Origin of the sequence: Kribbella sp. NPDC056345, assembly GCF_042262745.1 — a bacterium.
GTDB lineage: Bacteria > Actinomycetota > Actinomycetes > Propionibacteriales > Kribbellaceae > Kribbella.
This window is the reverse complement of the sequence record NZ_JBHJQQ010000014.1, coordinates 1-22,579: the sequence shown is the minus strand read 5'-3', so window position 1 is coordinate 22,579 and position 22,579 is coordinate 1. Positions and strand designations below refer to the sequence as shown.

20 protein-coding genes are annotated in these 22,579 nt (G+C 68.3%); 14 read left to right on the top strand and 6 right to left on the bottom strand.

The genetic code is table 11. From position 1 onward, the window contains the following. The first annotated feature begins 55 nt into the window (after window positions 1-55). The 6 genes from tdh to ACFCV3_RS34870 all read left to right on the top strand — a co-directional run bounded on the left by tdh (window position 56) and on the right by ACFCV3_RS34870 (window position 5,009). Window positions 56-1,105: an L-threonine 3-dehydrogenase gene (tdh, locus tag ACFCV3_RS34895; RefSeq protein ID WP_376037638.1), complete on the top strand. Its 1,050-nt coding sequence runs from the start codon at window positions 56-58 to the stop codon at window positions 1,103-1,105. Beyond that, window positions 1,105-2,286 (top strand): glycine C-acetyltransferase, encoded by a 1,182-nt coding sequence (locus ACFCV3_RS34890; RefSeq protein WP_376037636.1) that lies wholly within the window; start codon window positions 1,105-1,107, stop codon window positions 2,284-2,286. The genes tdh and ACFCV3_RS34890 overlap by 1 nt, the downstream gene beginning before the upstream one ends. A gap of 46 nt (window positions 2,287-2,332) precedes the next feature. Next, window positions 2,333-2,608 (top strand): ribbon-helix-helix protein, CopG family, encoded by a 276-nt coding sequence (locus ACFCV3_RS34885; protein WP_376037633.1) that lies wholly within the window; start codon window positions 2,333-2,335, stop codon window positions 2,606-2,608. Then, the gene (locus ACFCV3_RS34880) at window positions 2,608-3,018 is read left to right on the top strand and encodes a type II toxin-antitoxin system VapC family toxin (RefSeq protein ID WP_376037631.1); all 411 of its coding nucleotides are present in this window, start codon (window positions 2,608-2,610) and stop codon (window positions 3,016-3,018) included. Before ACFCV3_RS34885 ends, ACFCV3_RS34880 begins: the two co-directional genes overlap by 1 nt. Before the next feature lie 18 nt (window positions 3,019-3,036). Then, on the top strand, window positions 3,037-4,122 hold the full coding sequence (locus ACFCV3_RS34875) for a winged helix DNA-binding domain-containing protein (protein ID WP_376037629.1): 1,086 nt from the start codon (window positions 3,037-3,039) through the stop codon (window positions 4,120-4,122). A 62-nt stretch (window positions 4,123-4,184) separates the two neighbouring features. Next, complete coding sequence (locus tag ACFCV3_RS34870; RefSeq protein ID WP_376037627.1) at window positions 4,185-5,009, top strand: aldo/keto reductase; 825 nt, start codon at window positions 4,185-4,187, stop codon at window positions 5,007-5,009. A gap of 3 nt (window positions 5,010-5,012) precedes the next feature. Here ACFCV3_RS34870 and ACFCV3_RS34865 read toward each other — a convergent pair whose 3' ends face one another. Beyond that, complete coding sequence (locus tag ACFCV3_RS34865) at window positions 5,013-5,921, bottom strand: LysR substrate-binding domain-containing protein (RefSeq protein ID WP_376037625.1); 909 nt, start codon at window positions 5,919-5,921, stop codon at window positions 5,013-5,015. An 83-nt stretch (window positions 5,922-6,004) separates the two neighbouring features. On the opposite strand from ACFCV3_RS34865, the gene ACFCV3_RS34860 reads away from it, so the two are divergent. The 4 genes from ACFCV3_RS34860 (at window position 6,005) to ACFCV3_RS34845 (ending at window position 8,679) form a co-directional block, all read left to right on the top strand. Beyond that, window positions 6,005-6,217, top strand: a complete 213-nt coding sequence (locus tag ACFCV3_RS34860; RefSeq protein ID WP_376037623.1) for a hypothetical protein — start codon at window positions 6,005-6,007, stop codon at window positions 6,215-6,217. Further along, entirely contained in the window at window positions 6,174-7,073 is a 900-nt protein-coding gene (locus ACFCV3_RS34855) for a LysR family transcriptional regulator (protein ID WP_376037620.1), read from the top strand. The genes ACFCV3_RS34860 and ACFCV3_RS34855 overlap by 44 nt, the downstream gene beginning before the upstream one ends. Window positions 7,074-7,165: 92 nt before the next feature. Then, on the top strand, window positions 7,166-7,684 hold the full coding sequence (locus ACFCV3_RS34850; protein ID WP_376037618.1) for an RNA polymerase sigma factor: 519 nt from the start codon (window positions 7,166-7,168) through the stop codon (window positions 7,682-7,684). Beyond that, window positions 7,681-8,679: a hypothetical protein gene (locus ACFCV3_RS34845; RefSeq protein ID WP_376037615.1), complete on the top strand. Its 999-nt coding sequence runs from the start codon at window positions 7,681-7,683 to the stop codon at window positions 8,677-8,679. Before ACFCV3_RS34850 ends, ACFCV3_RS34845 begins: the two co-directional genes overlap by 4 nt. On the opposite strand, the gene ACFCV3_RS34840 is transcribed toward ACFCV3_RS34845, so the two are convergent. Both ACFCV3_RS34840 and ACFCV3_RS34835 read right to left on the bottom strand, forming a co-directional pair. After that, window positions 8,680-9,477: a hypothetical protein gene (locus tag ACFCV3_RS34840; protein WP_376037612.1), complete on the bottom strand. Its 798-nt coding sequence runs from the start codon at window positions 9,475-9,477 to the stop codon at window positions 8,680-8,682. It abuts the gene before it with no gap. Between the two features lie 80 nt (window positions 9,478-9,557). Beyond that, window positions 9,558-10,325 (bottom strand): SDR family NAD(P)-dependent oxidoreductase, encoded by a 768-nt coding sequence (locus ACFCV3_RS34835; RefSeq protein ID WP_376037609.1) that lies wholly within the window; start codon window positions 10,323-10,325, stop codon window positions 9,558-9,560. 795 nt (window positions 10,326-11,120) lie between these two features. Here ACFCV3_RS34835 and ACFCV3_RS34830 point away from each other — a divergent pair. The 3 genes from ACFCV3_RS34830 to ACFCV3_RS34820 all read left to right on the top strand — a co-directional run bounded on the left by ACFCV3_RS34830 (window position 11,121) and on the right by ACFCV3_RS34820 (window position 15,070). Then, complete coding sequence (locus ACFCV3_RS34830) at window positions 11,121-11,813, top strand: FadR/GntR family transcriptional regulator (RefSeq protein ID WP_376037606.1); 693 nt, start codon at window positions 11,121-11,123, stop codon at window positions 11,811-11,813. 109 nt (window positions 11,814-11,922) lie between these two features. Continuing rightward, window positions 11,923-13,881 carry a glycosyl hydrolase family 28-related protein gene (locus ACFCV3_RS34825; RefSeq protein ID WP_376037604.1) on the top strand — a complete coding sequence of 653 codons (1,959 nt, stop codon included), beginning with the start codon at window positions 11,923-11,925 and terminating at the stop codon, window positions 13,879-13,881. A gap of 37 nt (window positions 13,882-13,918) precedes the next feature. Next, entirely contained in the window at window positions 13,919-15,070 is a 1,152-nt protein-coding gene (locus ACFCV3_RS34820) for a pyridoxal phosphate-dependent aminotransferase (protein WP_376037601.1), read from the top strand. A 125-nt stretch (window positions 15,071-15,195) separates the two neighbouring features. On the opposite strand, the gene ACFCV3_RS34815 is transcribed toward ACFCV3_RS34820, so the two are convergent. The 3 genes from ACFCV3_RS34815 to clpB are packed head-to-tail and all read right to left on the bottom strand — an operon-like array spanning window position 15,196 to window position 18,550. Further along, a complete protein-coding gene (locus ACFCV3_RS34815; protein ID WP_376037598.1) occupies window positions 15,196-15,546 on the bottom strand; it encodes an ArsC/Spx/MgsR family protein in 351 nt (116 codons plus the stop codon). Then, window positions 15,546-15,941 carry a hypothetical protein gene (locus tag ACFCV3_RS34810; RefSeq protein ID WP_376037595.1) on the bottom strand — a complete coding sequence of 132 codons (396 nt, stop codon included), beginning with the start codon at window positions 15,939-15,941 and terminating at the stop codon, window positions 15,546-15,548. Before ACFCV3_RS34810 ends, ACFCV3_RS34815 begins: the two co-directional genes overlap by 1 nt. A gap of 29 nt (window positions 15,942-15,970) precedes the next feature. After that, window positions 15,971-18,550 (bottom strand): ATP-dependent chaperone ClpB, encoded by a 2,580-nt coding sequence (gene clpB, locus ACFCV3_RS34805; RefSeq protein ID WP_376037592.1) that lies wholly within the window; start codon window positions 18,548-18,550, stop codon window positions 15,971-15,973. A gap of 226 nt (window positions 18,551-18,776) precedes the next feature. On the opposite strand from clpB, the gene ACFCV3_RS34800 reads away from it, so the two are divergent. Then, window positions 18,777-22,409, top strand: a complete 3,633-nt coding sequence (locus tag ACFCV3_RS34800; RefSeq protein WP_376037589.1) for a S8 family serine peptidase — start codon at window positions 18,777-18,779, stop codon at window positions 22,407-22,409. The last annotated feature ends 170 nt before the right edge of the window (window positions 22,410-22,579 follow it).

The window sequence follows — 22,579 nt, the reverse complement described above, 5'->3', positions numbered from 1 at the left end:
ACGCAGGTGGTTGCCCGGGACGACGATGTGGACGTTCTTACAACGGAGGTGTGCGGTGAAGGCGCTGGTCAAGGCTGAGGCGAAGCCCGGTCTGTGGTTGCAGGACGTTCCGGAGCCCAAGATCGAGGCCGACGAGGTCCTGATCAAGGTGCTGCGGACGGGGTTGTGCGGTACCGACCTGCACATCCAGAGCTGGGACGCCTGGGCACAGAAGAACGTGCCGGTACCGATGGTGACCGGGCACGAGTTCGTCGGCGAGGTCGTCGAGATCGGGGTCGGGGTCCGCGATGTCGCGGTCGGTGACCTGGTCAGCGGCGAGGGCCACCTGGTCTGCGGCCGCTGCCGCAACTGCCGCGCCGGCCGCCGCCACCTCTGCATCAAGACCCGCGGCCTGGGCGTCCACGTCGCGGGGGCCTTCGCGGAGTACGTCGCCCTGCCCGCCGGGAACGCGTGGGTCCACAAGGACCCGGTCGATCTCGACGTGGCCGCGGTCTTCGATCCGTTCGGGAACGCCGTACACACTGCATTGTCGTTCCCGCTGGTCGGCGAGGACGTGCTGATCACCGGCGCCGGGCCGATCGGGGTGATGGCCGCGGCCGTCGCGCTGCACGCCGGGGCGCGGAACGTGGTGATCACGGACCTGTCGGAGTACCGGCTCGATCTCGCCCGCAAGATCGGCGTCACCCGGGCGGTCAACATCGGTTCGGAGACGATCGCCGAGGCGCAGCTGAGCCTCGGGATGCGCGAAGGGTTCGACGTCGGGATGGAGATGTCCGGGCAGCCGGCCGCGCTCCGCGACATGCTCGCGAACATGAACCACGGCGGCAAGATCGCGATGCTCGGCCTGCCGGCCGACGAGATCGCGATCGACTGGAGCACCGTCGTCCTGAACATGCTGACCATCAAGGGCATCTACGGCCGGGAGATGTTCGAGACCTGGTACTCGATGTCGGTGATGCTCGAGCGCGGCCTGGACCTGACCCCGGTGATCACCCACCGCTTCGGGTACGCCGACTTCGCGCAGGCCTTCGACGTCGCGCGCGCCGGTCGGTGCGGCAAAGTGATCTTGGACTGGACGAGCGAAGTACTGGAGGAGAAGCACTGATGTTCGGGCAGATGCGGGACGATCTGAAGACCACGATCGGCGAGATCCGGGACGCCGGGCTGTACAAGTCCGAGCGGGTGATCACCTCACCACAGCAGTCCCTGATTTCGGTTGCCAATGGCAACGAGGTGCTGAACTTCTGCGCGAACAACTACCTCGGGCTGTCCGATCACCCGGAGGTCGTCGCCGCGGCGAAGGACGCCCTCGACCGGTGGGGATTCGGTCTGTCCTCGGTGCGCTTCATCTGCGGCACCCAGCAGATCCACAAGGATCTCGAGTCGGCGCTGAGCACCTTCCTCGGTACCGAGGACACGATCCTCTACAGCTCCTGCTTCGACGCGAACGGCGGCCTTTTCGAGACCCTGCTCGGCGCCGAGGACGCGATCATCTCCGACGAGCTCAACCACGCCAGCATCATCGACGGCATCCGGCTGTCGAAGGCGCGTCGGTACCGCTACAAGAACCGCGACCTGGCCGACCTCGAGGCCCAGCTCAAGGACGCCGCCGACGCCCGCTACCGCCTGATCGCCACCGACGGCGTCTTCTCCATGGACGGCTACCTGGCCCCCCTCGACGAGATCTGCGACCTGGCCGAGCGCTACGACGCCCTCGTCATGGTCGACGACTCCCACGCCGTCGGCTTCGTCGGCCCCGACGGCGCCGGCACCCCGTCCCTGTTCGGTGTCAAGGACCGCGTCGACATCGTCACCGGCACCCTCGGCAAAGCCCTCGGCGGCGCCTCCGGCGGCTATGTCTCCGCCCGCCGCGAAATCGTCGAGTTGCTGAGGCAGCGCTCCCGCCCCTACCTCTTCTCCAACTCCCTGGCCCCCTCAGTCACCGCAGCCTCCCTGAAGGCCCTGGAACTGATCGCCACCTCCACCGCACTCCGCAACCAGCTGGACTCCAACACCGCCCTCTTCCGCACCAAGATGACCGAAGCCGGCTTCGACATCCTCCCCGGCACCCACCCCATCGCCCCCGTCATGATCGGCGACGCCGCCCAAGCCGCCGTACTGGCCGAAAAACTCCTCACCCTGGGCATCTACGTCATCGCCTTCTCCTACCCGGTAGTCCCCCACGGCAAGGCCCGAATCCGAGTCCAACTCTCCGCCGCCCACTCCACCGAAGACGTCGAGAAAGCCATCGCCGCCTTCACCGAGGCCCGCGCCGCCGTCGCCTGAGCGATGTGTGGTACCACACATGGTACCGCTGCGGTACCATGTGTGTATGGCGATGAATCTGAGACTCACCCCCGAGGTCGCCTCGGCCCTCCAGGCGGAGGCCGAGCGGACCGGCAAGTCGCAGCAAGAGATCATCCGCGACGCCGTCGCCCGACATCTTCACCTGGTCGGGCGCGAGGTTCCTCTGACGGATCGGGAGCAGGCCCGCGCCTCGGGCCTGGTCCGCCCGGCACGGGTGCCCTACCGGAAGGTGACTCCAAGCCTCCACCTACCGGAGGGCATGAACAGCCTCGATCTGCTGGATCGAGAGGACCGCTTCTGATGTACTTGTACGTGGACAGCAGCGCGCTCATCAAGCGAGTGGTCGCGGAGAAAGAGTCCGCCGAGCTGCTGAGTTTTCTCGATGAGCACTACCAACAGGACGACGTACTGGCGACGTCCTCACTCGGCATGATCGAGGTGTCCCGCGCCGTGCTGGCTCGAGCCCGCACGCGGATCGCGGCCGGCGATCTGATCGACGAAGCGATGTCGGGCATCGACGAACGCCCGATGACCGCTGACGTCATCAGCGTCGCGCGACGCGTCGAGCCGATAATCCTGCGCAGCCTCGACGCCATCCATCTCGCTACCGCGGTGCTGATCGACGCCGATGTCGTCGTCACCTACGACGACCGCCTCGCCGACGCCTGCCGCCGCAACTCCCTCGCAGTTGCATCCCCCGGCCGCGACTAGGTGGGGGACGATGCCGGTATGGCGGTGTTGAGTGGGCGGGCGGTCAATCGGGCGACGTTGGCTCGGCAGCTGTTGGTGGGGCGGGCCGAGGTGACGGTGGTTGAGGCTGTTGCGCGGCTGGCGGGGATGCAGGGGCAGGAGGCCAAGCATCCGTATGTCGGGTTGTGGTCTCGGGTGGACGGGTTTGCCGAAGGTGACCTGGGGCGGGCTGTTGAGGCTCGGGAGGTTGTTCGGGCGACCTTGTTCCGGGGGACTTTGCATTTGGTGACGGCTGCGGATTATCTGCGGTTTCGGGTGACCGTGGCGCCGGTGCTGGAGGCGGGATTGCGGTTGCTGAAGGAGCGGGCGGAGGGGATGGAGCCTGCGAAGGTGGTGGTGGCGGCTGAGCGGATTCTCGCCAAGGAGCCGTTGACGTTCACCGAAGTGCGGGATGCGTTGCAGGCGGAGTTCCCCGAGGTGAATGAGCGGGCGCTGGGGTTCTGTACTCGGATGATGGTGCCGTTGGTGATGTATCCGACCGGCGTCCGGTGGGGGTGGCCGGCCAATGCTCGGTTCACGCCGGCTGAGGCGTGGCTCGGTCGGAAGGTGCATCCGAAGGAGGAGCAGGGCGAGCTCGTCGTCAGGTACCTGCAGGCGTTCGGGCCCGCGACCCCGGCCGACTTCCAGACCTGGTCCGGGCTGCCGAAAGCGAAGCCGGTGTTCGACAGCCTCGATCTCGAGGTGTTCACCGACGACAACGGCAAGACCCTGTACGACGTACCGGACGCCCCGCGCCCTGATCCGGACACCGCGGTTCCGGTCCGGTTCCTGCCGGAGTTCGACAATCTGCTGCTGGCGTACGCGAAGCGGGAGCGGATCATCGCCGACGAGCACCGGCCGGCGGTCTTCACGAAGAACCTGCGGGTGAAGGCGACGTACACGGTGGGCGGGCTGGTCGCCGGGCTGTGGACAGCGGAGAAGAAGCGTGGTGTGGCCACTCTCACGCTGACACCGTTCGGGCGGTTGCTGAAGCGGGATCGGGTCGAGCTGGAGCGGGAGGGGACGGCGTTGCTGGGGTTCCTGGAGCCCGATGCGAAGACCTATCAGGTGGTTACGGGCAGTTGATGAGGTTGTTGTCACACATCAGATGACTGGGCCAGAACCCGTCGGCCCGGTGAAATGGGTAGATGAACACAGTCCCCTCCATCACTCTGGACAACGGCGTCGAGATCCCGCAGCTGGGCCTGGGGGTCTGGCAGGTCGAGGATGCGATCGCGGCCGACGTGGTCAGCGCGGCCTTCGAGGCGGGTTACCGCCACATCGACACGGCGGCGGCGTACGGTAACGAGCCCGGTGTCGGACGCGCGATCGCGGCCAGCGGTCTGCCGCGCGACGACCTGTTCATCACCACCAAGCTGCAGAACGACGACCAGGGCTACGACTCCACCCTGGCCGCCTTCGACGCCAGTGTGGAACGGCTCGGCCTCGAGTACGTCGACCTCTACCTGATCCACTGGCAGTGCCTCAAGAAGGACAAGTACGTCGAGACGTGGAAGGCGTTCGAGCAGTTGTACGCCGACAAGCGGATCCGCGCGATCGGGGTGTCGAACTTCCACGAGCCGGCGCTGCGACGGATCTTCGACGAGACCACGATCCGCCCGGCGGTGAACCAGATCGAGCTGCACCCGGCGCTCCCGCAGGACGAGCTGCGCGCGTTCAACGCGGAGAACGACATCATCACCCAGGCCTGGAGCCCGCTCGCGTCCGGTGAGCTGCTCGGCGACACCACGCTGAAGGCGCTCGGTGACAAGTACGGCAAGTCGCCGGCCCAGGTGATGATCCGCTGGCACCTGCAGCTGGGCAACGTGGTGATCCCGAAGTCGAAGACGCCTGCCCGGATCCAGGAGAACATCGCGGTGTTCGACTTCCAGCTCGACAACGACGACATGGCCGCGATCGCCGACCTCGAGACCGGGGTTCGCACCGGCGGCGACCCCGACACCCTCGGCTAGACCTCAGACGCACTCCAGGAACCGCGCAAGAACAGGGGACCGGTTGTCCGGCGACCAGGCGACGGAGAGTTGCCAAGGTGGTAGGTCGTCGGACAACTCGCGATACACGACCGCCTCCGGGTTCGACGGAGGCGTCGGCCCGATCAGCAGTGAGACGCCCAGCCCGGCCGCGACCAGCGACACGATCGTCTGTACGTCGGCTGCCACCTGCTCGATCCGCGGCGTGAACCCGACCGCCCGGCAGAAGCCGATCAGCGTGTCATGGACGACCGGCCCACTCGGCCGGCTGTAGAACACGAACGGTTCGTCGGCGAGCTCCTCCAGCCGAAGCCGCTTCCGCCGAGCAAGCCGATGCCGCGCGGGCAGCGCCACCACCACTGGATCCGAAGACACCACCCGCGATTCCAGACCGGGCGCCAACCGGACGATCGCGACCCCCGTCGCAGGCGCCCCGACAGCCGGCGCGTTCGGGCGCAGCAGCCCCACGTCGATCCGACCGTCGCGCAGCGCCTCCGTCTGACGCAAGGTGGTCATTGACTCCAGCTCGAGAACGACCTCCGGGTACGCCGCCCGGAATGCGCCGAGCAACCGCGGCAGCGCCTCGAACGTCGCCGACTGCACGAACCACAGCCGCAACGTCCCCAGTTCACCGCGCTGCGTCCGCTGCGCCGCCCGGACCGCCTCGTCCGACCGCCGCAGCAGATCCTGCGCCTCCGCCAGGAACGTCGCCCCAGCCGCAGTCAGCACGAACCGCTTCCGCACCCGCGCGAACAGCTCCACCCCGAGATCCCGCTCGAGCGCCGCGATCTGCCGGCTCAACGAGGGCTGGGTGAGATGCAGCCGCACCGCCGCACGCCCGACGTTCAGCTCCTCGGCCACCACCACGAACGACCGCAACTGCCGTAGCTCCATGACCTACATCATGCACCACAGACATCAACTCTACGAAGAACTTTCATTGGACGCATCATCTGGAAATTCCTACTGTCGAAGACATGAGCTACATCCCCTTCTCCGTTATCAAAGCCATCCACGACGACATCCACTCCGCCGAGCCGCACGCACCCGTCCGGCCGCACCGGCCGCTGCACAAGCGCCCGGTCCTGCGTGTCATCCGCAGACTGTTCGACCTCCCCGCGACCGACGTGTGCCAAGCTGAGGTCCGTGATCGAGGTACGACGGTTGCGGGTCCTGCGCGCGCTTGCTGATCACGGCACCGTGACCGCGGCCGCCGAAGTCCTGCACCTGACCCCCTCGGCGGTCTCCCAGCAGCTGGCCGCCCTCGAGTCCGAGGTCGGCCAGGAGCTGCTCGAACGCCGCGGCCGCCGGGTCGCGATCACCTCCGCCGGCCGGCTGCTCCTGAGCCACGCCGACACGATCCTCGGCGAGGTCGAGCGCGCGGAAGACGCGCTGCGGTTGTTCGCCGACGGTTCGACCGGCGAGGTCCGGATCACCGCCTTCGCGACCGCGATCAGTCTCCTGGTCGCTCCGACCCTGGCCCGCCTCCGCGACACCAGCCCCGGCCTCACCTTGGTCGTCCGCGACGCCGAAGGCCATCAAGGCATCACCCAGCTCCTCGACGGCGACGCCGACCTCGCGATCGCCGTCGAGCACCGCGGTTCTCCCCGGCCGGACGACCAGCGGCTGACCCGAATCCCCTTGTACGCCGAGCCTTTCGTCGCCGTCCTCCCCCCGACCCACCCGGCCGCCGGCCACGACACGGTCAATCTCGCCATGCTCGCCGGCGACCACTGGGTGATGACCGCGCCGGGCAATCCGATCCGCGACGTCGTACTGCTGGCTTGCGAACAGGCCGGCTTCCAGCCCAGGATCGCGCACGAATCCGACGACTTCCGAGCCGTCGCCGCACTGGTCGCCGCGGGCGCCGGCGTCTCGCTGGTCCCCCGGCTCGCGGTCCCCGCGCCGACGCTCGCAGTCATCCGTCCGCTGCCCGATCCAACCCCGGTACGGCGGGTGTACGCGGCCGTCCGGCGGAGTCGCGCCGACCACCCCCTGATCACCGCGACTCTCGACGCACTGGGCGAAGTCGCCCAAAAGTTGTGACCCAGGTCACTCAACCGTCCGGCTCGCCGACGAGGTCTGCGTAGTGTGAGAGTCCAGACCAGGTTTCGACCGGCCCGAAATGACGGGTGAGCGTGCGCGCACACGATGAGCAGCAGTACGTCGACTACGTGACGGCCAACCTTCCTGCGTTGCGGCGACTGGCCGGGTCGCTCTGCAAGGACCGTGACCGCGCGGACGACATCGTCCAGGCAGCGATCACCAAGCTCTACGTGCATTGGCACAAGGCCCGCGGAGCCGAGAACCTGGACGCGTACGTGCGGACCATCGTCGTCCGGACCTTCCTCTCCGAACGCCGTCTACGGTGGGCACGAGTCAGGCTCACCGACGAGCCGATCGAGCCTCCCGCGACGCCTTGCCGCGAGGTGGAGACCCGCTTGGTCGTCGCCGACGCCCTCGACCGAATTCCCCCGAAGGTCCGGACCGTGCTCGTCCTGCGTTTCCTCTACGACCTGTCCGTCCGCGATGTGGCCGCCACGCTCGGGTGCCCGGAGAACACCGTGAAGAGTCATACCGCCCGGGGTCTGACCTTGCTCCGCCGGCAACTCGGCTCCGACCTCGCATCCTTCGACCGTCGGGAGCAGCGGGCATGAACCACCACGAGGACTACTCCGGCCTCCTGAAGGCGCTCCGCGAAGCCCCCGACGAATCGATCGAGTCGATCAGTGTCAACCGCGCCATTCACGACGGCCGCCGTACCATCCGTCGCCGTCGCGTCCTGGGCGGCGCCGCCGTGGTCGGCCTCGTGGGCGTCGCCTCCAGCGTCCGCCCGTTGCTCGGCACCTTCCGGGACGCGCCGGTCGCCGGTCCGCCGACGTACGAGCCTCTCCCGGTGTGGGAGCGCATGTTCGACGTCGGCAAGGCCGGCGGATTCCAGCCCTGCAGCTACCTCGCCTCCCGCCGCTTCCACCTCGTCGGACTGACCACCATGACGAACGGAGACTCCGGCGGCCCGAACGTCATCGTGACGCTCTACGCCCGCGGCCTGCGATCGGCGCCTGCGGCAACCATCCGGCGGCTCGACGACGTCGCGGGCCGACCGGCCTACGTGCTCCTCGATCACGATGCGGGTGCGACGATCACCTGGGAGTACGCCGATGGCGCCTGGGGCACAGTGGCCGTCAACTCGGGCTACTCGGACCGGGTCCAGCGAGGGCATCGCGTCGCGCAGAACATCCATCGGCGTCCAGTTCCGGCTCCGCTGACCGTGCCGTTCACCATTCCACGCCGAACGGTCGGCCTCAGCGACGACGTCGTCATGGTGAATGTCCCGTACGGTTATCTGGACAGATACTCCAGCTGGGAGATCGGTGTTGCCGAGGCGGAACCGACGGACCCTGACGACAGGTATCGGCTGCCGACTGTCGCCATCCGCCGGCCACGCCCCGGCATGACCCCGAACACCACCATCGCCGGCCGTCGAGCCTACGACGACAGCGGTCCTGGTGTGACGGTCTTCGGCATCGGCAGCGGTTACTCCGCCCAGATCACCGCTCCAGGGCGGGACGAGAAGGCGATCGCGGCCGGGATCACGTTGATCGGCGACCCGTCGGACCCGGCGAAGGGGACCGACGAGCCGCTGCGGTGACTACGGGAGCTTCTTGGCGGCTGCCCGGGTGAGGGCTTCCCAGTGGGCCGGGGCGACGCCCTTGCCCATCTCGCCGAAGGCGAGGACCGAGACCACGGTGCCCTTGCGGGTGACGGCGTACGGGAAGCCGCCGTCCTCGCTGCCCGGGTCGTTCGGCTTCGGGTAGTCGTACCAGCGCAGGATCGCGGTGGCGTCGCCGACCGCGAGCGTGCGGTTCTCGGTGAGCTTGCGGGCGTGCGTCTCACTGGGCACGAAAGCCTTGCAGGACTTGATTGTCGCGACGATCTGCTCGTACGCCGCCTTGGCCGCGGCCGGGCTCTGGTAGCGGGTCAGCCACTGACCACCGGACGCGTCGAGCTCGGTCGTGAACGAGCGGGTCAGCCGACCCTGTACGCCGTTCCCCTGGGTCGCCGCCTTGCCGCAGATCGAGCGGCTGGTTGCGCTGGTCGCGATCCAGCCGCGCTTCGGATCCGCCTTCGCGACCTCCTTACCGGTGAGCAGCATGGAGTTCGTCAGCCGGATCACCCCCGGCAGCTTGGTCGGCGTCGGCCGCACGGTCGGCGTCGGCTTGGTCGTCGGCACGGACGTCGGGGCGGTGGTCGGGGCGGACGTCGGCTTGCTGGGCGTCGCCGTACTGGTGTCCGGTGCGGACGGTGCCGGCGTACTGGGCGCCGGAGTGCTGACTCCGTTCGACGGCGTACCGCCGCCCGGTGTTTGGTTGCCGCAGGCCACCAGTCCGACGCCGGCAACGGCCAGCCCGGCCGCGGCGATGACGCGACGCATTCCCCGAGTGTTCATGGCTCCAACCCTTCCCCTTAGGTGTCAGGTTGGACGCGGCACCGACCGCTGCGGTTGGGACACGAGTTGATCACGGCCGATCAGGTACGGCGGCGCCCGTCCAGCCCGACCGTCGAGAGCCGCGCGATCAGCGTGCGCGGGGTGTACCGCGCGGCAGCCGCGATCAGCTTGTACCGGCGGCTCGGGATCGAGATCGCCTTGCCCCGCATCACGTCCTTCCACGCGGCGTCGACCAGCTCGGTCGCATCCAGCCACATGAACGACGGGATGACCGTCTTGTCCATCCCCATCCGCTCGTGGAACTCCGTGTGCACGAACCCCGGACACAACGCCATCACAGCAACACCCTTGGCGTGCAGCTCGATCGCCAGCCCCGCCGAGAAGTTCGTCACCCACGACTTGTGCGCGCTGTAACTCCCCCGCTGCAGGAACCCGGCCACCGACGACACGTTGATCACCGCCCCCGACCCACGCTCGATCATCGGCAACACCGCCGCATGCGTCAGCCGCAAAACCACCCGGACCAGCAGATCCAGCTGCTTCTCCTCGGCCTCGATCGGATTCGCCCAGAACGGCTTCTTCTGCCCGAACCCGGCGTTGTTCACCAACACCTCGACCGGCCCACTCCGAAACCGCTCCTCCACCCGCGCCAGCTCCACCCGATCAGTCAGATCCGCCGCCAGCACCTCACACCCCACGCCGTACTCCTGCGTGATCTCCGCCGCGACCTCCTTCAACCGCGCCTCGTCCCGAGCCACCAGCACAAGGTCATACCCCTCCCGCGCCAGCTTGTCCGCAAACGCCCGGCCGATCCCAGCCGTAGGTCCCGTGATAAGCGCAGTAGCCACGTCGTCCTCCCGTCGTCCACCCCAGTCTGTCACTACCTGCCCCCGTACTCCCCGAATCCCCGACCTGCACCCCCGCGCACAACCACACCCACAGCAACCACCGCACGCGGCACGACACCAGCCACCGCTAACAGCAACCACAAGCTGCAGCAACCACGGGTCGCACCAACCACAAGCTGCAGCAACCACAGTCCGAGGGCTTGCGTAAACAACAGACGGCCGCAGCGGCACGACACCAGCACCGCGAACAGCAACCACCGCAGACAGCAACCACAGGCTGCAGCAACCACAATCCGAGGGCTTGCGTACACAACAGACGGCCGCAGCGGCGAGACGCCCCAACCCACACTGCCGGCCGCATGACCGCAACGGATGGTGGAGTCGGGGCACCAACGGTCGGTGGCGATGCGGCCGAGAGCGTAGGTTGTGGCTGGTCGCCGCGGCGGCCGTCTGTTGTGTACGCAGAGCCCCGAGCCGTGGCTGAGGTGAGCGGTGGCTGGCGTGGACGGTGGCTCGGGTGAGCGCTGGCTGGGGTGTGAGTGGCTCGGGTGCGAGTGGCTCGGGTGCGAGTGGCTGGGGTGGCCGGCGGTCGGCGGATGGCTGGGGATGAGCCCGGAGGGCCGGTGGCCGGGGTGGCGGGGTACGGGGGGTGGGGGCGGGGCGGTTGCGGGCTTGGGATCTGGTGTGGTTCTTGCGCGCATTGGCATCTGATGACCGAGGGAGTCAGCTCGCAATTCGGGGCGACTTGGGTGATTGTGGGCCTGAATGGTCTGAGGACTAACGGGAAGGTGGACGATGGCGGCGACCGACACGGCGTTGACCGGGTTGCGGCAGATGATCGCGTCGGGGGCGCTCGGGCCGGGGGCGAAGTTTCCGCCGGAGCCGGAGTTGTGTGATCGGCTCGGGGTGTCGCGGAGTTCGTTGCGGGAGGCGGTTCGGTCGCTGGCGGCGCTCGGGGTGATCGAGTCGCGGCACGGGTCGGGCACGTATGTGTCGGCGCTGGATCCGGCCGAGATCATCAGCCGGTTCTCGTTGTCGGTGGAACTGATCCCGCTCGAAGGTGTACTCGAGCTTCTCGAAGTACGACGCGTGCTCGAGGCCCACGCCACCGCGTCAGCAGCCGCGCGGCAGGACCCGGGCCTCGCGGACAAGCTCGCCGAGATCCTCGACCGCCTGGAAGCGACCACCGACGCGCACGAGATCCAGCAGCTGGACGCCGAGTTCCACGGCGCGATCTGTACGGCGGGCGCCAACCCGACCGTGACTGCGCTGACCGCGGTCATCCGTGGCCGCGGCGGTCACTACCGGATCTTCGAACCAGGCGCCGACTTCGACGCGATCAAGCAGACCAGCGACCGCGGCCACCGCGCGATCCTCTCGGCCATCACCCTCCGCGACCCGGCCGCCGCCGCGACCGCTGCCTCCGCCCACATCGCCCAAACCGAAGTCTGGCTCCGAGCCCTCCGCCCCACCCCCCAACCTGACTAGCCACTTGCGAGGGATCCAGGCGCGGGATTTTTCGGAGTTTTGTTGAGATCTTGCGTTGGGGTGGTCTACTGCATAACCTCCAGGCAGTTCGTCTGGAGGGGATCCGCCAATGTCCCGAACACCTCTGCGCGCCCTGGCCGTCGCCCTGACGACCGCGGTGCTCGGCGCCACACTCACCGCTCCCGCGATGGCCGCCCGGCCGGCACCACGGATCACCCGGGCCGGCCTTGATCCGGCGCTGGTCGCCGGCCGCGGTGCCACCGTTCCGTTCGTCGAGCAGGAGGCCGAGAACGCCTTCTTCACCGGCGAGCAGATCGGCCCCGGCCGCGAGGCCTACACCCTGCCCGCGGAGGCGTCCGGCCGGACCGCCGTCCGCCTGCATCCACGCCAGTACGTCGAATTCACGCTGACGCACGCGGCCAACGCACTGACGTTGCGCTACAGCATCCCGGACGCCCCAACCGGCGGCGGAATCCGGGCGCCACTCGACCTGACCGTCAACGGCAAGCACAAGCGCACACTGACTCTGACGTCCGAGTACGCCTGGCTGTACGGGATGTATCCGTTCTCCAACGACCCGAACGTCGACCCGATCCCGGGCTGGTGGAAGCCGGAGCCCGACCCGGTCGCCAAGCCGTTCCGGCCGAACCACTTCTACGACGAACAGCGCGTTCTGCTGGACCGGACCTACCGCGCCGGCGATCGCGTCAGGTTCGCCGTACCGAAGCACACGAACGCCGCGTGGACCGTCATCGACGTCGCCGACTTCGAACTCGTGAAGGCACCCAACCGGCAGCCGCCCCAATCCCTCGACGTCCGCCTGTTCGGCGCCGACCCGACCGGCCGGCGCGACGCCGCACCGGCGATCGACCGCACCATCGCGACCGCGAAGAAGCTCGGCTGGTCCGTCTTCATCCCACCGGGCACGTACCAGGTCAACCGGCACATCGTGGTCGACAAGGTCACCGTCCGTGGCGCCGGCAACTGGCACACGATCATCAAGGGCAAGGTCCTGCCCCTCGCCGAACCCGCGCCGGACAAGTCGATCCACAGCGCGCCCGGCTTCTACGGCAAGTACGCTGATGCCGGCGGCAGCACCGAGGTCCACCTGGCCGACTTCGCGATCGAGAGCGACGTACGCGAACGCATCGACACCGACCAGGTGAACGGGGTCGGCGGGGCGATCGGTGGCGGTTCGACGATCGAGAACCTCTACCTGCATCGCACCAAGGTCGGCATCTGGCTGGACGGCCCGATGGACGGGCTGCTGATCCGGAACAACATCATCACCGACGCGATCGCCGACGGGATGAACCTGCACCTCGGCGTCTCGAACGTCCGGGCCACCAACAACTTCGTCCGCAACACCGGCGACGACGGCCTGGCGATGTGGTCCGAGACCAACCCGGGCGGCCTGGCCAACCACAACAACGTCTACGACCACAACACCGTCCAGACACCGGTCCTGGCGAACAACATCGCCATCTACGGCGGTCGCGACAACGCAGTCACCGACAACCTGGTCGCCGACCCGATCCGCGAAGGCAGCACCTTGCACGCCGGTTCGCGGTTCAACTCGACGCCGTTCGAGGGCAAGCTGACCTTCGCCCGGAACACCACCGTCCGCGGCGGTCCCCGGGACCTGAACTGGAATATCGGTCTCGGTGCGATCTGGCTGTACGCCTTGCAGTCGACGATGTCGGCCGACCTGCAGATCACCGACAGTTCGTTCCTGGACTCGACGTACAACGCGGTGATGTTCGTCGTCGACTGGCCGGTGAAGGACACCTACGCGATCAACAACGTTGCCGTACGCAACATCAAGGTCGACGGTACCGGGACCAGTGTGGTGAACGCCCGGGTCGGCGGCTCCGCCTCGTTCGAGAACGTCGACGCCCGCAACGTCGGGGCACCGTTCGTCAACAACTGCGGCACCTTCCAGTTCGACGGTACGCCGGAGTTCGACGTACAACTGCTCACCGGGAACGACGGCAACTGGTACGGCGCCACCTGGTGCGAGGACCGCCCGGCCGTCGTACCGCCACCACCTCCGTCGGCCTGGAACTGAGGCCCGCCCGCGCATGCCCCCGGGTAAGGTCGGGGGCATGCGCGGACATGCTGAGCGGTTGAACGGGCTGGGCACCACGATCTTCGCGGAGATGTCGGCCCTCGCGGTCGCGACCGGGTCGGTCAATCTCGGGCAAGGGTTCCCGGATACCGATGGTCCGGATTCGTTGCTCGAGGACGCGATCGCTGCGATCCGCGCCGGCGCGAACCAGTACCCGCCCGGCCGCGGCATCCCCGCGCTGCGGCAGGCGATCGCCGACCACCAGAAGCGGTTCTACGACCTGTCCTACGACCCAGACACCCAGGTCCTGGTCACCACCGGCGCCACCGAGGCGATCGCCGCGGCCCTGCTCACCTTCGTCGAACCAGGTGACGAAGTGATCGCCCTCGAGCCGTACTACGACTCGTACGCCGCCGGCATCGCCTTCGCCGGCGGCCGCCGCGTCCCGGTCACGCTGCGGGCCCCGTCGTACCGGCTCGACCTCGACGAACTTCGCGCCGCCGTCACCCCGCGCACCAAGGTGCTGCTGATCAACACCCCGCACAACCCGACCGGCACCGTCCTCACCGACGTCGAGCTGCGCGGGATCCGGGACCTGGCCGTCGAGCACGACCTGGTCGTCATCACCGACGAGGTCTACGAGCACCTCGTGTACGACGACCACCGGCACATCCCGCTGGCGACGTACGAGGGCATGGCCGACCGCACCGTCTCCATCGGCAGCGCAGGCAAAACCTTCTCCGTCACCGGCTGGAAGATCGGCTGGGTCACCGGTTCGCCGGAAGTGGTTACCGCGGTCACCACCGCCAAACAGTTCCTCACCTATGTCTCCGGCTCCCCCTTCCAGCCGGCCGTCGCCAATGCCCTTGCCCTAGGCAACGACTACTTCGACACCGTCCGCGGCACCCTGCAGTCTCGCCGCGACCTCCTCGCCGACGGCCTCACCGCCCTGGGCTTCGAAGTCCACCGCCCGGCCGGCACCTACTTCATCACCACCGACATCCGCCCCCTCGGCCACACCGACGGCATCGACTTCTGCCGCCTCCTCCCCGAACGCACCGGCGTAGTAGCCATCCCCACCCAAGTCTTCTACGACAACAAAGAAGCCGGCCGCCCCCTGGTCCGCTGGGCCTTCTGCAAGAAGGAAGAACTCCTCCAGGAAGCCTTGGTCCGCCTGCAGAAACTCTGACCACCCCGAACAACAGCACCGGATATCCCCTCCTGTTGTCCCTTCTCCGCTCGTATACGAGGGGAGAAGGGACAACACGAAGGGATATCCGTTCGCGTTGTCGGGTGGTGGAGGGGCGGCTAGCTTCAGGGGAGGAAGCGGCTGAGGGTATCGGGGTCCCGTACGACGGCGGTGGTTGCGTCGTCGGCCGTCAGGATGGGGCGCTGGATGAGGATGGGGTGGGCGACCATGGCGGCGATCCAGTCGGCGCGGTGGGCGTCGTCTCGGGGGAGGTCGCGCAGCGGTGCTGCCTCTGGTTCGTTGTGGCGGACTACGTGCCACGGGTCGAGGTTGAGGCGGACCAGTACGGCGTCCAGTTCGGCGGCCGTTGGTGGGTCGTCGAGGTAACGGCGGACGGTGTACATGACGCCGGCCTCGTCGAGGGCATCGGTGGCCGCGCGGCATTTGGAGCAGGCGGGGTTGATCCAGATCTCCATCAGCGGCGGAACCAATCCTTCGTGGGGGTTTGCAGCATCAGGACGAGCAGGGCGGCGTGGATGGCCGCGCCGAGCAGGCCGGTGGGGAAGGCGACCAGGCCGCCGATGACCCCCAGGACAGCGACCGCCATGATCACCAAGCGCGCCCACGGGCGGCCCTTGCGGAGGAACAGGGCCGGGACGATGTAGAGCACCGCACCGACCCAGGCGACCACGACCACCACGGCGGACGAGCCCTTCGCGCCGGTGACGATCTCGGAGATCGGGTCACCGGCCGAGGTCAGGGCCATCAAACCGAGCAATGCATAGAGGACACCGAGGCCGAGTACGACGATGGTTGCCACCGTCACTTGACGTGGCGGTCGGTTCTCTTCGTAGTACTCGGCCCCGAACACTCCCCGATCTTCGCAGACCGGGCAAACGGTCAGGCGGTGACTTCCAGCGCGTCCTTCGACTCGTTCAACGTCACGCGGACGGTTTCGCCGTCGCGGACGGTGCCGTTGAGCAACCCGCGGGCGAGTTCGTCGCCGATGGCGGACTGGACCAGACGGCGCAGCGGGCGGGCGCCATACACCGGGTCGTACCCGGTCAGGGCCAGCCACTCCAACGCACCCTCGTCAACTGAAAGGGTGATTCGGCGGTCGTTCAGGCGGCGTTGCAGGGCGGTGATCTGGAGCGCGACGATCTTCGTCAGCTCCTCGGTGCCCAGCGCGTCGAACAGGACGATCTCGTCGAGCCGGTTGATGAACTCCGGCTTGAAGGACTGCCGTACGACGGCCATCACCTGGTCGCGCTTGACCTTCTCGTCCAGCGCCATATCGGCCAGGTAGGACGAACCGAGGTTGCTGGTCAGGATCAGGATGACGTTCCGGAAGTCGACCGTCCGCCCTTGACCATCCGTCAGCCGCCCGTCGTCGAGCACCTGGAGCAGGATGTCGAAGACCTCGGGGTGCGCCTTCTCGACCTCGTCGAGCAGGATCACCGAGTACGGGCGACGCCGTACCGCCTCCGTCAGCTGACCGCCCTCTTCGTAGCCGACGTAGCCCGGAGGGGCACCGACGAGTCGCGAGACGCTGTGCTTCTCGCTGTACTCGGACATGTCGATGCGGACCATCGCCCGCTCGTCGTCGAACAGGAAGTCGGCCAGCGCCTTCGCCAGCTCCGTCTTACCGACACCGGTCGGACCGAGGAACAGGAACGAACCAGTCGGCCGGTCCGGGTCCGAGATCCCGGCCCGCGCCCGCCGTACGGCGTCGCTGACCGCCTTCACGGCTTCCCGCTGACCGATCAGCCGCTGACCCAGCTCGTCCTCCATCCGGAGCAGCTTGCCGGTCTCACCTTCGAGCAGCCGGCCGGTCGGGATGCCGGTCCACATCGCGATCACCTCGGCGATCTCGGTCGGACCAACCTCCTCGCCAACCATCGCCTCCGGCCCGTCAACCACCTCAGGCTCGGCGTCGGCCTCCTCGAGCTCCTTCGTGAGCTCGGGGATCTCGCCGTACAGGATCCTGGCCGCCGTCCCGAGGTCGCCGTCGCGCTGGGCCCGCTCGGCCTGGCCGCGCAGCTCGTCGATCCGCTCCTTGATCTCACCGACCCGGTTCAGGCCGGACTTCTCCCGCTCCCAGCGCGCTTCGAGCGCGCGCAGCTCCTCCTCGCGATCGGCAAGGTCGGCGCGCAGCCGCCCGAGCCGCTCCTGCGACGAGGGGTCCTCCTCACGGGACAGCGCGAGCTCCTCCATCTTGAGGCGGTCGACGGTACGGCGCAGTGAGTCGATCTCGACCGGGGACGAGTCGATCTCCATCCGCAGCCGGGAGGCGGCCTCGTCGACCAGGTCGATCGCCTTGTCGGGCAACTGGCGACCGCTGATGTAGCGGTTCGACAGGGTCGCGGCCGCGACCAACGCGCTGTCGGAGATGGCTACCTTGTGGTGCGCCTCGTACCGCTCCTTCAGCCCACGCAGGATCGCGATCGAGTCCTCGACCGAAGGCTCACCCACGAACACCTGCTGGAACCGGCGCTCCAGCGCCGGGTCCTTCTCGATCCGCGTCCGGTACTCGTCGAGCGTGGTGGCACCGATCATCCGCAGCTCACCGCGCGCCAGCATCGGCTTCAGCATGTTGCCCGCGTCCATCGCGCCCTCGCCGGACGCACCGGCGCCGACCACGGTGTGCAGCTCGTCGATGAAGGTGATGACCTGACCGTCGGACTCCTTGATCTCGGTCAGCACCGCCTTCAGCCGCTCCTCGAACTCACCGCGGTACTTCGCGCCCGCGACCATCGCCCCGAGGTCGAGGCTGATCAGCCGCCGGCCGCGCAGCGACTCGGGAACGTCACCGGCCACGATCCGCTGGGCGAGCCCCTCGACGACGGCGGTCTTGCCGACGCCGGGCTCACCGATCAGGACCGGGTTGTTCTTGGTACGCCGGGACAGCACCTGCACGACGCGCCGGATCTCGGAGTCGCGCCCGATCACCGGGTCGAGCTTGCCGTCGCGAGCGCGCTCGGTCAGGTCGACGCCGTACTTCTCCAGCGTCTTGGTCGTCCCCTCGGCCTCCGGTGAGGTGATCCGCCGGTTGCCACGCATCTGGTCGAACGCCTGCAACAGCGCCTCCGGGGTCACCCCGAGCGCAGTCTTGGCGGGCCCGTCGACGGTGGCGAGCGAGATCAGCAGGTGCTCGGTGGAGACGTACTCGTCCCCGAGCCCCAGCGCCCGCTGCTCGGCCTGGTTCAGCACTTCACCGGTCTTCGGCGACAGGCTCGGCGCCTGCACGCTGCCCCCGCTGGCCTTCGGCAGCCGGCCCACCTGCTCGGCGGTCCGGCGTCGTACGGCGTCCAGGTCGCCACCGGCGGCCTCGAGCAGACCGGTCGTGGTCCCCTCGGGCTGCGCCAGCAGCGCGGAGAGCAGGTGAATCGGTTCCACGGTCGGGTTGCCCGCCGCGGAGGTCTGACGGATGGCGACCGACAGCGTTTCGCGGGCCAGCGTCGTCAACCGCTGAACATCCATATTTCGAGCCTTTCAGTTCAAGCAAACACAGTCACTGGACATAACCTAGCCAAACTTGAGTCCATTCCACTCAACTCTAGGGGATCTCTCCGGGACAACCCAGGGATCTACCGCCAATTCCGGTCTAGTCTTGAACTTCTGGCGGCTTCGTTCCGTCAACGCAAGTGAGACCCACCACCGCCTCTGGAGGAACCACTTGCAACCCCATCGCTGGCTAGCGCCCCTCGTGGGCCTGAGCCTGACGCTCGGCGGCGCCACCGCCGCCACTGCGTCCCCACCGCCCCGGCCGCAATCCCAGGCCAAGCCCACCGCCGCGACGGTCAGCCTGATCACCGGCGACCAGGTCCGCGTCACCACCCTCCCCGGCAACCGGGTCCGGACGGCCTTCATCCCCGGCCCGGGCAGTACGTCGGACTCGGCCCTCACGAGCACCCTGAACGGGCACACGTACGTCGTACCGTCCGCCGCCGCGGCCGATGTCACCGCCGGCCGCCTCGATCGGAGCCTGTTCGACGTCACCACTCTGATCGCCGAGGGCGCCACCGACAGCACCCCGGTGATCATCAGGTACGCCGGCAAAGCATCAGCCCGCTCGGCGGTCGCCGGTACGACGGGAGGCCGGGTGCTCGCCAGTCTCGGCGCCCGCGCGACCCGCGTCTCGCAAGGTCAGGCGTTCTGGCAGTCCCTCACCCCGGGCAAGACCGCTCGGGTCGCCTCGACCGTCACCCGGATCAGCCTCGATCGGCGGGTGAAGGTCAACCTCGACCAGAGCGTCCCGCAGATCGGCGGACCGGCCGCCTGGCAGCGCGGGTTCACCGGTAAGGGCGTGAAGATCGCCGTACTGGACACCGGCATCGACCCGACCCACCCTGATGTGGCCGGCCGGATCGCGGCAGCCGAGGACTTCAGCGACTCCGGTGACGCGGTCGACCACCACGGCCACGGCACGCATGTCGCGAGTATCGCGGCCGGGAACGGCGCTGCATCCCAGGGCAAGTACAAGGGTGTTGCTCCGGACGCCACCCTGCTCAACGGCAAGGTGCTCGACAACGACGGAAACGGCTACGACTCCGGCATCATCGCCGGCATGGAGTGGGCCACCGCCCAGGGTGCGTCGGTCGTCAACCTCAGCCTCGGCGGCGGTCCGAGCGACGGCACCGACGAACTCTCCGAGGCCGTCAACCGGATCAGCAAGCAGACCGGTGCACTGTTCGTCATTGCTGCTGGCAACTGTTATCCGCCGACTCCAGGCAGCGTCAGCACACCGGCCGCCGCGGACGAAGCGCTTGCCGTCGGCAACCTTCAACGCGACGGCCTGCCGAGCAGCACCTCATGCCACGGCCCACGCAAGGGCGACGGCGCACTGAAGCCGGAGCTCTCCGCACCGGGCACCGACATCGTCGCCGCCCGCGCCGCCGGCACCGGCCGCGGTGAGCCGGTCGACGAGAACTACACCACCCTCTCCGGTACGTCGATGGCCAGCCCGCACGTCGCCGGTACGGCGGCCCTGCTGGCCCAGGCACATCCGGACTGGAAGGCGGATGCGCTCAAGGCCCGGCTGATCTCGACCGCCGATCCGCAGCAAGGCAGCCCGCTGGCCGAGCAGGGCGCAGGCCGGGTCGACGCCGACCAGGCCACGGCCACCGAAGTCACGGTCGACACCGGTGAACTCGAGCTGGGCCGCCTGACCTGGCCGTATCCGCAGACCGATGTCGTCACCCGCGAGCTCACCTACCGCAACCCGACCGGTACGCCGGTCACCCTCAAGCTGGCGGTCGATCTCGAGTCCACCCAGCTGAGCGCCGACCAACTCGTCGTACCGGCGAACGGCGACGCGAAGGTCACCGTCACGACCGATCGCGCGCAGAGGGGCCCGGGCAACTTCGCGGGCCGGATCACCGCAACCGCGGACGGCGCCGACCCGCTCGTCACGACCATCGGCTGGTACGCCGAGCCGGAGGTCTACGAGCTGACCGTCACCGGCATCACCCATGCCGGCGGTCCGGCCAGCGGCGATCTCGCCGTGAACCGTCTCGACGGTCCGCAGCCGGAGCTCGGCCAGTGGCACAGCGTGCCGATCGTCAATGGCACCGCGAAGGTTCGGCTCGCCCCGGGCAAGTACGACGTCTCGTCGATCTTCATGGCCGCGGCAACCGACCAAGCACCCGGCCGATTCGACCTGGTGCTGTCCGACGAGTTCGCGATCGGCAAGGCCACCGCGCTCACCCTCGATGCGCGCAAGACCCAGACACTCGACCTCGGTGCGCAGGGCCAGCCCGGCAACGCAGCACCCCGGGAAGTCTCGATGAGCCACGTCCGCGCCGTACCGAACTGGCGTCGTACCGACTCGGTGAGTCAGACCGGCTCGCGAAGGACCTTCGCCGCGACCCGGACTGCTGAGAAGACGGTCGGTACGGCCGAGATCGGATTCGGCGAGCGGATCGAGCAATCGCCGTACCAGGCTCAGATCGTCGGCGGTGCGTCGTTCACCGCGCTGGACTTCCACTTCGGGCCGCGGTTCACCGGTCAGAAGGAGCTGCAGGTCTTCGACGGCGGTACGGGGACGCCGGCCGAGCTCGCCGGGGCGAAGGGCAAGCTCGCACTGATCCGCTCCGACCAGACCCAGACGAGCGGCGACCTCGCGACGAACGCCGAGCAGGCGGGCGCGGCCGCGGTCATGCTCTACGACCCGAGCAGAGCCGGCGACGGTGCGATGTTCGCGTTCTGGGCGTCCGCCGAGACCGGCGACGCGAAGGTCCCGACCATGCGGATCTCCCGGGTGAACGCCCAGCGCCTGCTGGAGCGGCCGACGACTGTCCGGGTGACTGGTCAGGCTGTCACGCCGTACGTGTACGACCTGGTCGTGCCCTGGGCGAACCGGCTGCCGGCCGACACCGAGCTCACCGTCGGGCGCGACCAGCTCGCGACGGTGGACGAGACCTTCGGCACACACACCGGCCTACCGACCGCCGAGGCACGCACCGGCGCCACACCGGCGGGAGCCGACCTGAACAACTTCCTGCTCCCGTACGTCGTGGGCCCGACCAAGCGGACGTCGTACGTACTCGCCAACCAGGTCACGTGGTACGGCCAGATCGTCGTGGACGGCGAGGAAGCCGACCCCGTCGTACTCGGCACTCCACACGTCTACCGGCCCGGCACGAGGACCGTCGAACGCTGGCTGACCCCGATCACCAACAGCGGCCTCCCCGACGCCAACCTCGGCCCGATCGCCCAGGTCGGCCGGTACGACGGCGGCCTGAGCATGACGATCAGCACGCTCAGCCACGGTCCCCGGCAGTACTCCCCCTGGTGGTCGACCACCGGCGAAACCTCGATCGTTGCCTATCGCAACGGCGTGGAGATCTTCGCCGACAACTCCGCACCCGGCGGATTCGTCGAGGTACCGCCCGAGGCCGCCGACTACCAGATCCACCTGAAGAACAGCCCCGACCCGGCACTCTTCCGCTACTCCACCACCGTCGAGTCGCACTGGAAGTTCCGCTCCAAGGGCGGCGAGCAGGAGCAAATGCCCTTGGTCCTCGCCGATCTCGACGTACCGCAAGCCAACGCCCACAACCAGGTCCCGACCGGCCGGCCCGTCACCATCACCCTCGGCCTCCGCCACCAGTTCGGATCCGGCAGTACGGCGAAGTTCGCCAAGCCGAAACTGGAACTCTCCTACGACGGCAAGCACTGGACCGCTCTGGCCGTCAGCGGAACTGCCGGCAAGTACTCCGCCCAGCTGATTGCGCCGGCCGGCGCGGCCGGTAAATCGCCGTCCCTGCGGTTGCAGGCGACGGACGCGGACGGCAACAGCCTGAAGCAAGAGATCACGGCGGCCTTCGGGCTGAAATAGCCGAATGCAACGCAATGGCCACTCGGACCAGTACTTCAGTGCGCCAGATCTCCCGTCCGACTGGAGTCCCGAGTGAGCCATCGCTGGAAACCCTTCCTCGTGGCCGTGGCAGTCGCCCTGACTGCCACGGCCCCCCCGCCGTGCCGGGGCGCCCCCGCGGCCCCCGCCCC

Coding starts and splice junctions, on each gene's coding strand:
- ACFCV3_RS34885 (WP_376037633.1), top strand. CDS start 2,333: ATGGCGATGAATCTGAGACTCACCCCCGAGGTCGCCTCGGCCCTCCAG.
- ACFCV3_RS34845 (WP_376037615.1), top strand. CDS start 7,681: ATGAACCACCACGAGGACTACTCCGGCCTCCTGAAGGCGCTCCGCGAA.
- ACFCV3_RS34865 (WP_376037625.1), bottom strand. CDS start 5,921: ATGGAGCTACGGCAGTTGCGGTCGTTCGTGGTGGTGGCCGAGGAGCTG.
- ACFCV3_RS34840 (WP_376037612.1), bottom strand. CDS start 9,477: ATGAACACTCGGGGAATGCGTCGCGTCATCGCCGCGGCCGGGCTGGCC.
- ACFCV3_RS34875 (WP_376037629.1), top strand. CDS start 3,037: ATGGCGGTGTTGAGTGGGCGGGCGGTCAATCGGGCGACGTTGGCTCGG.
- ACFCV3_RS34830 (WP_376037606.1), top strand. CDS start 11,121: ATGGCGGCGACCGACACGGCGTTGACCGGGTTGCGGCAGATGATCGCG.
- ACFCV3_RS34820 (WP_376037601.1), top strand. CDS start 13,919: ATGCGCGGACATGCTGAGCGGTTGAACGGGCTGGGCACCACGATCTTC.
- ACFCV3_RS34825 (WP_376037604.1), top strand. CDS start 11,923: ATGTCCCGAACACCTCTGCGCGCCCTGGCCGTCGCCCTGACGACCGCG.
- clpB (WP_376037592.1), bottom strand. CDS start 18,550: ATGGATGTTCAGCGGTTGACGACGCTGGCCCGCGAAACGCTGTCGGTC.
- ACFCV3_RS34860 (WP_376037623.1), top strand. CDS start 6,005: ATGAGCTACATCCCCTTCTCCGTTATCAAAGCCATCCACGACGACATC.
- ACFCV3_RS34815 (WP_376037598.1), bottom strand. CDS start 15,546: ATGGAGATCTGGATCAACCCCGCCTGCTCCAAATGCCGCGCGGCCACC.
- ACFCV3_RS34880 (WP_376037631.1), top strand. CDS start 2,608: ATGTACTTGTACGTGGACAGCAGCGCGCTCATCAAGCGAGTGGTCGCG.
- ACFCV3_RS34890 (WP_376037636.1), top strand. CDS start 1,105: ATGTTCGGGCAGATGCGGGACGATCTGAAGACCACGATCGGCGAGATC.
- ACFCV3_RS34870 (WP_376037627.1), top strand. CDS start 4,185: ATGAACACAGTCCCCTCCATCACTCTGGACAACGGCGTCGAGATCCCG.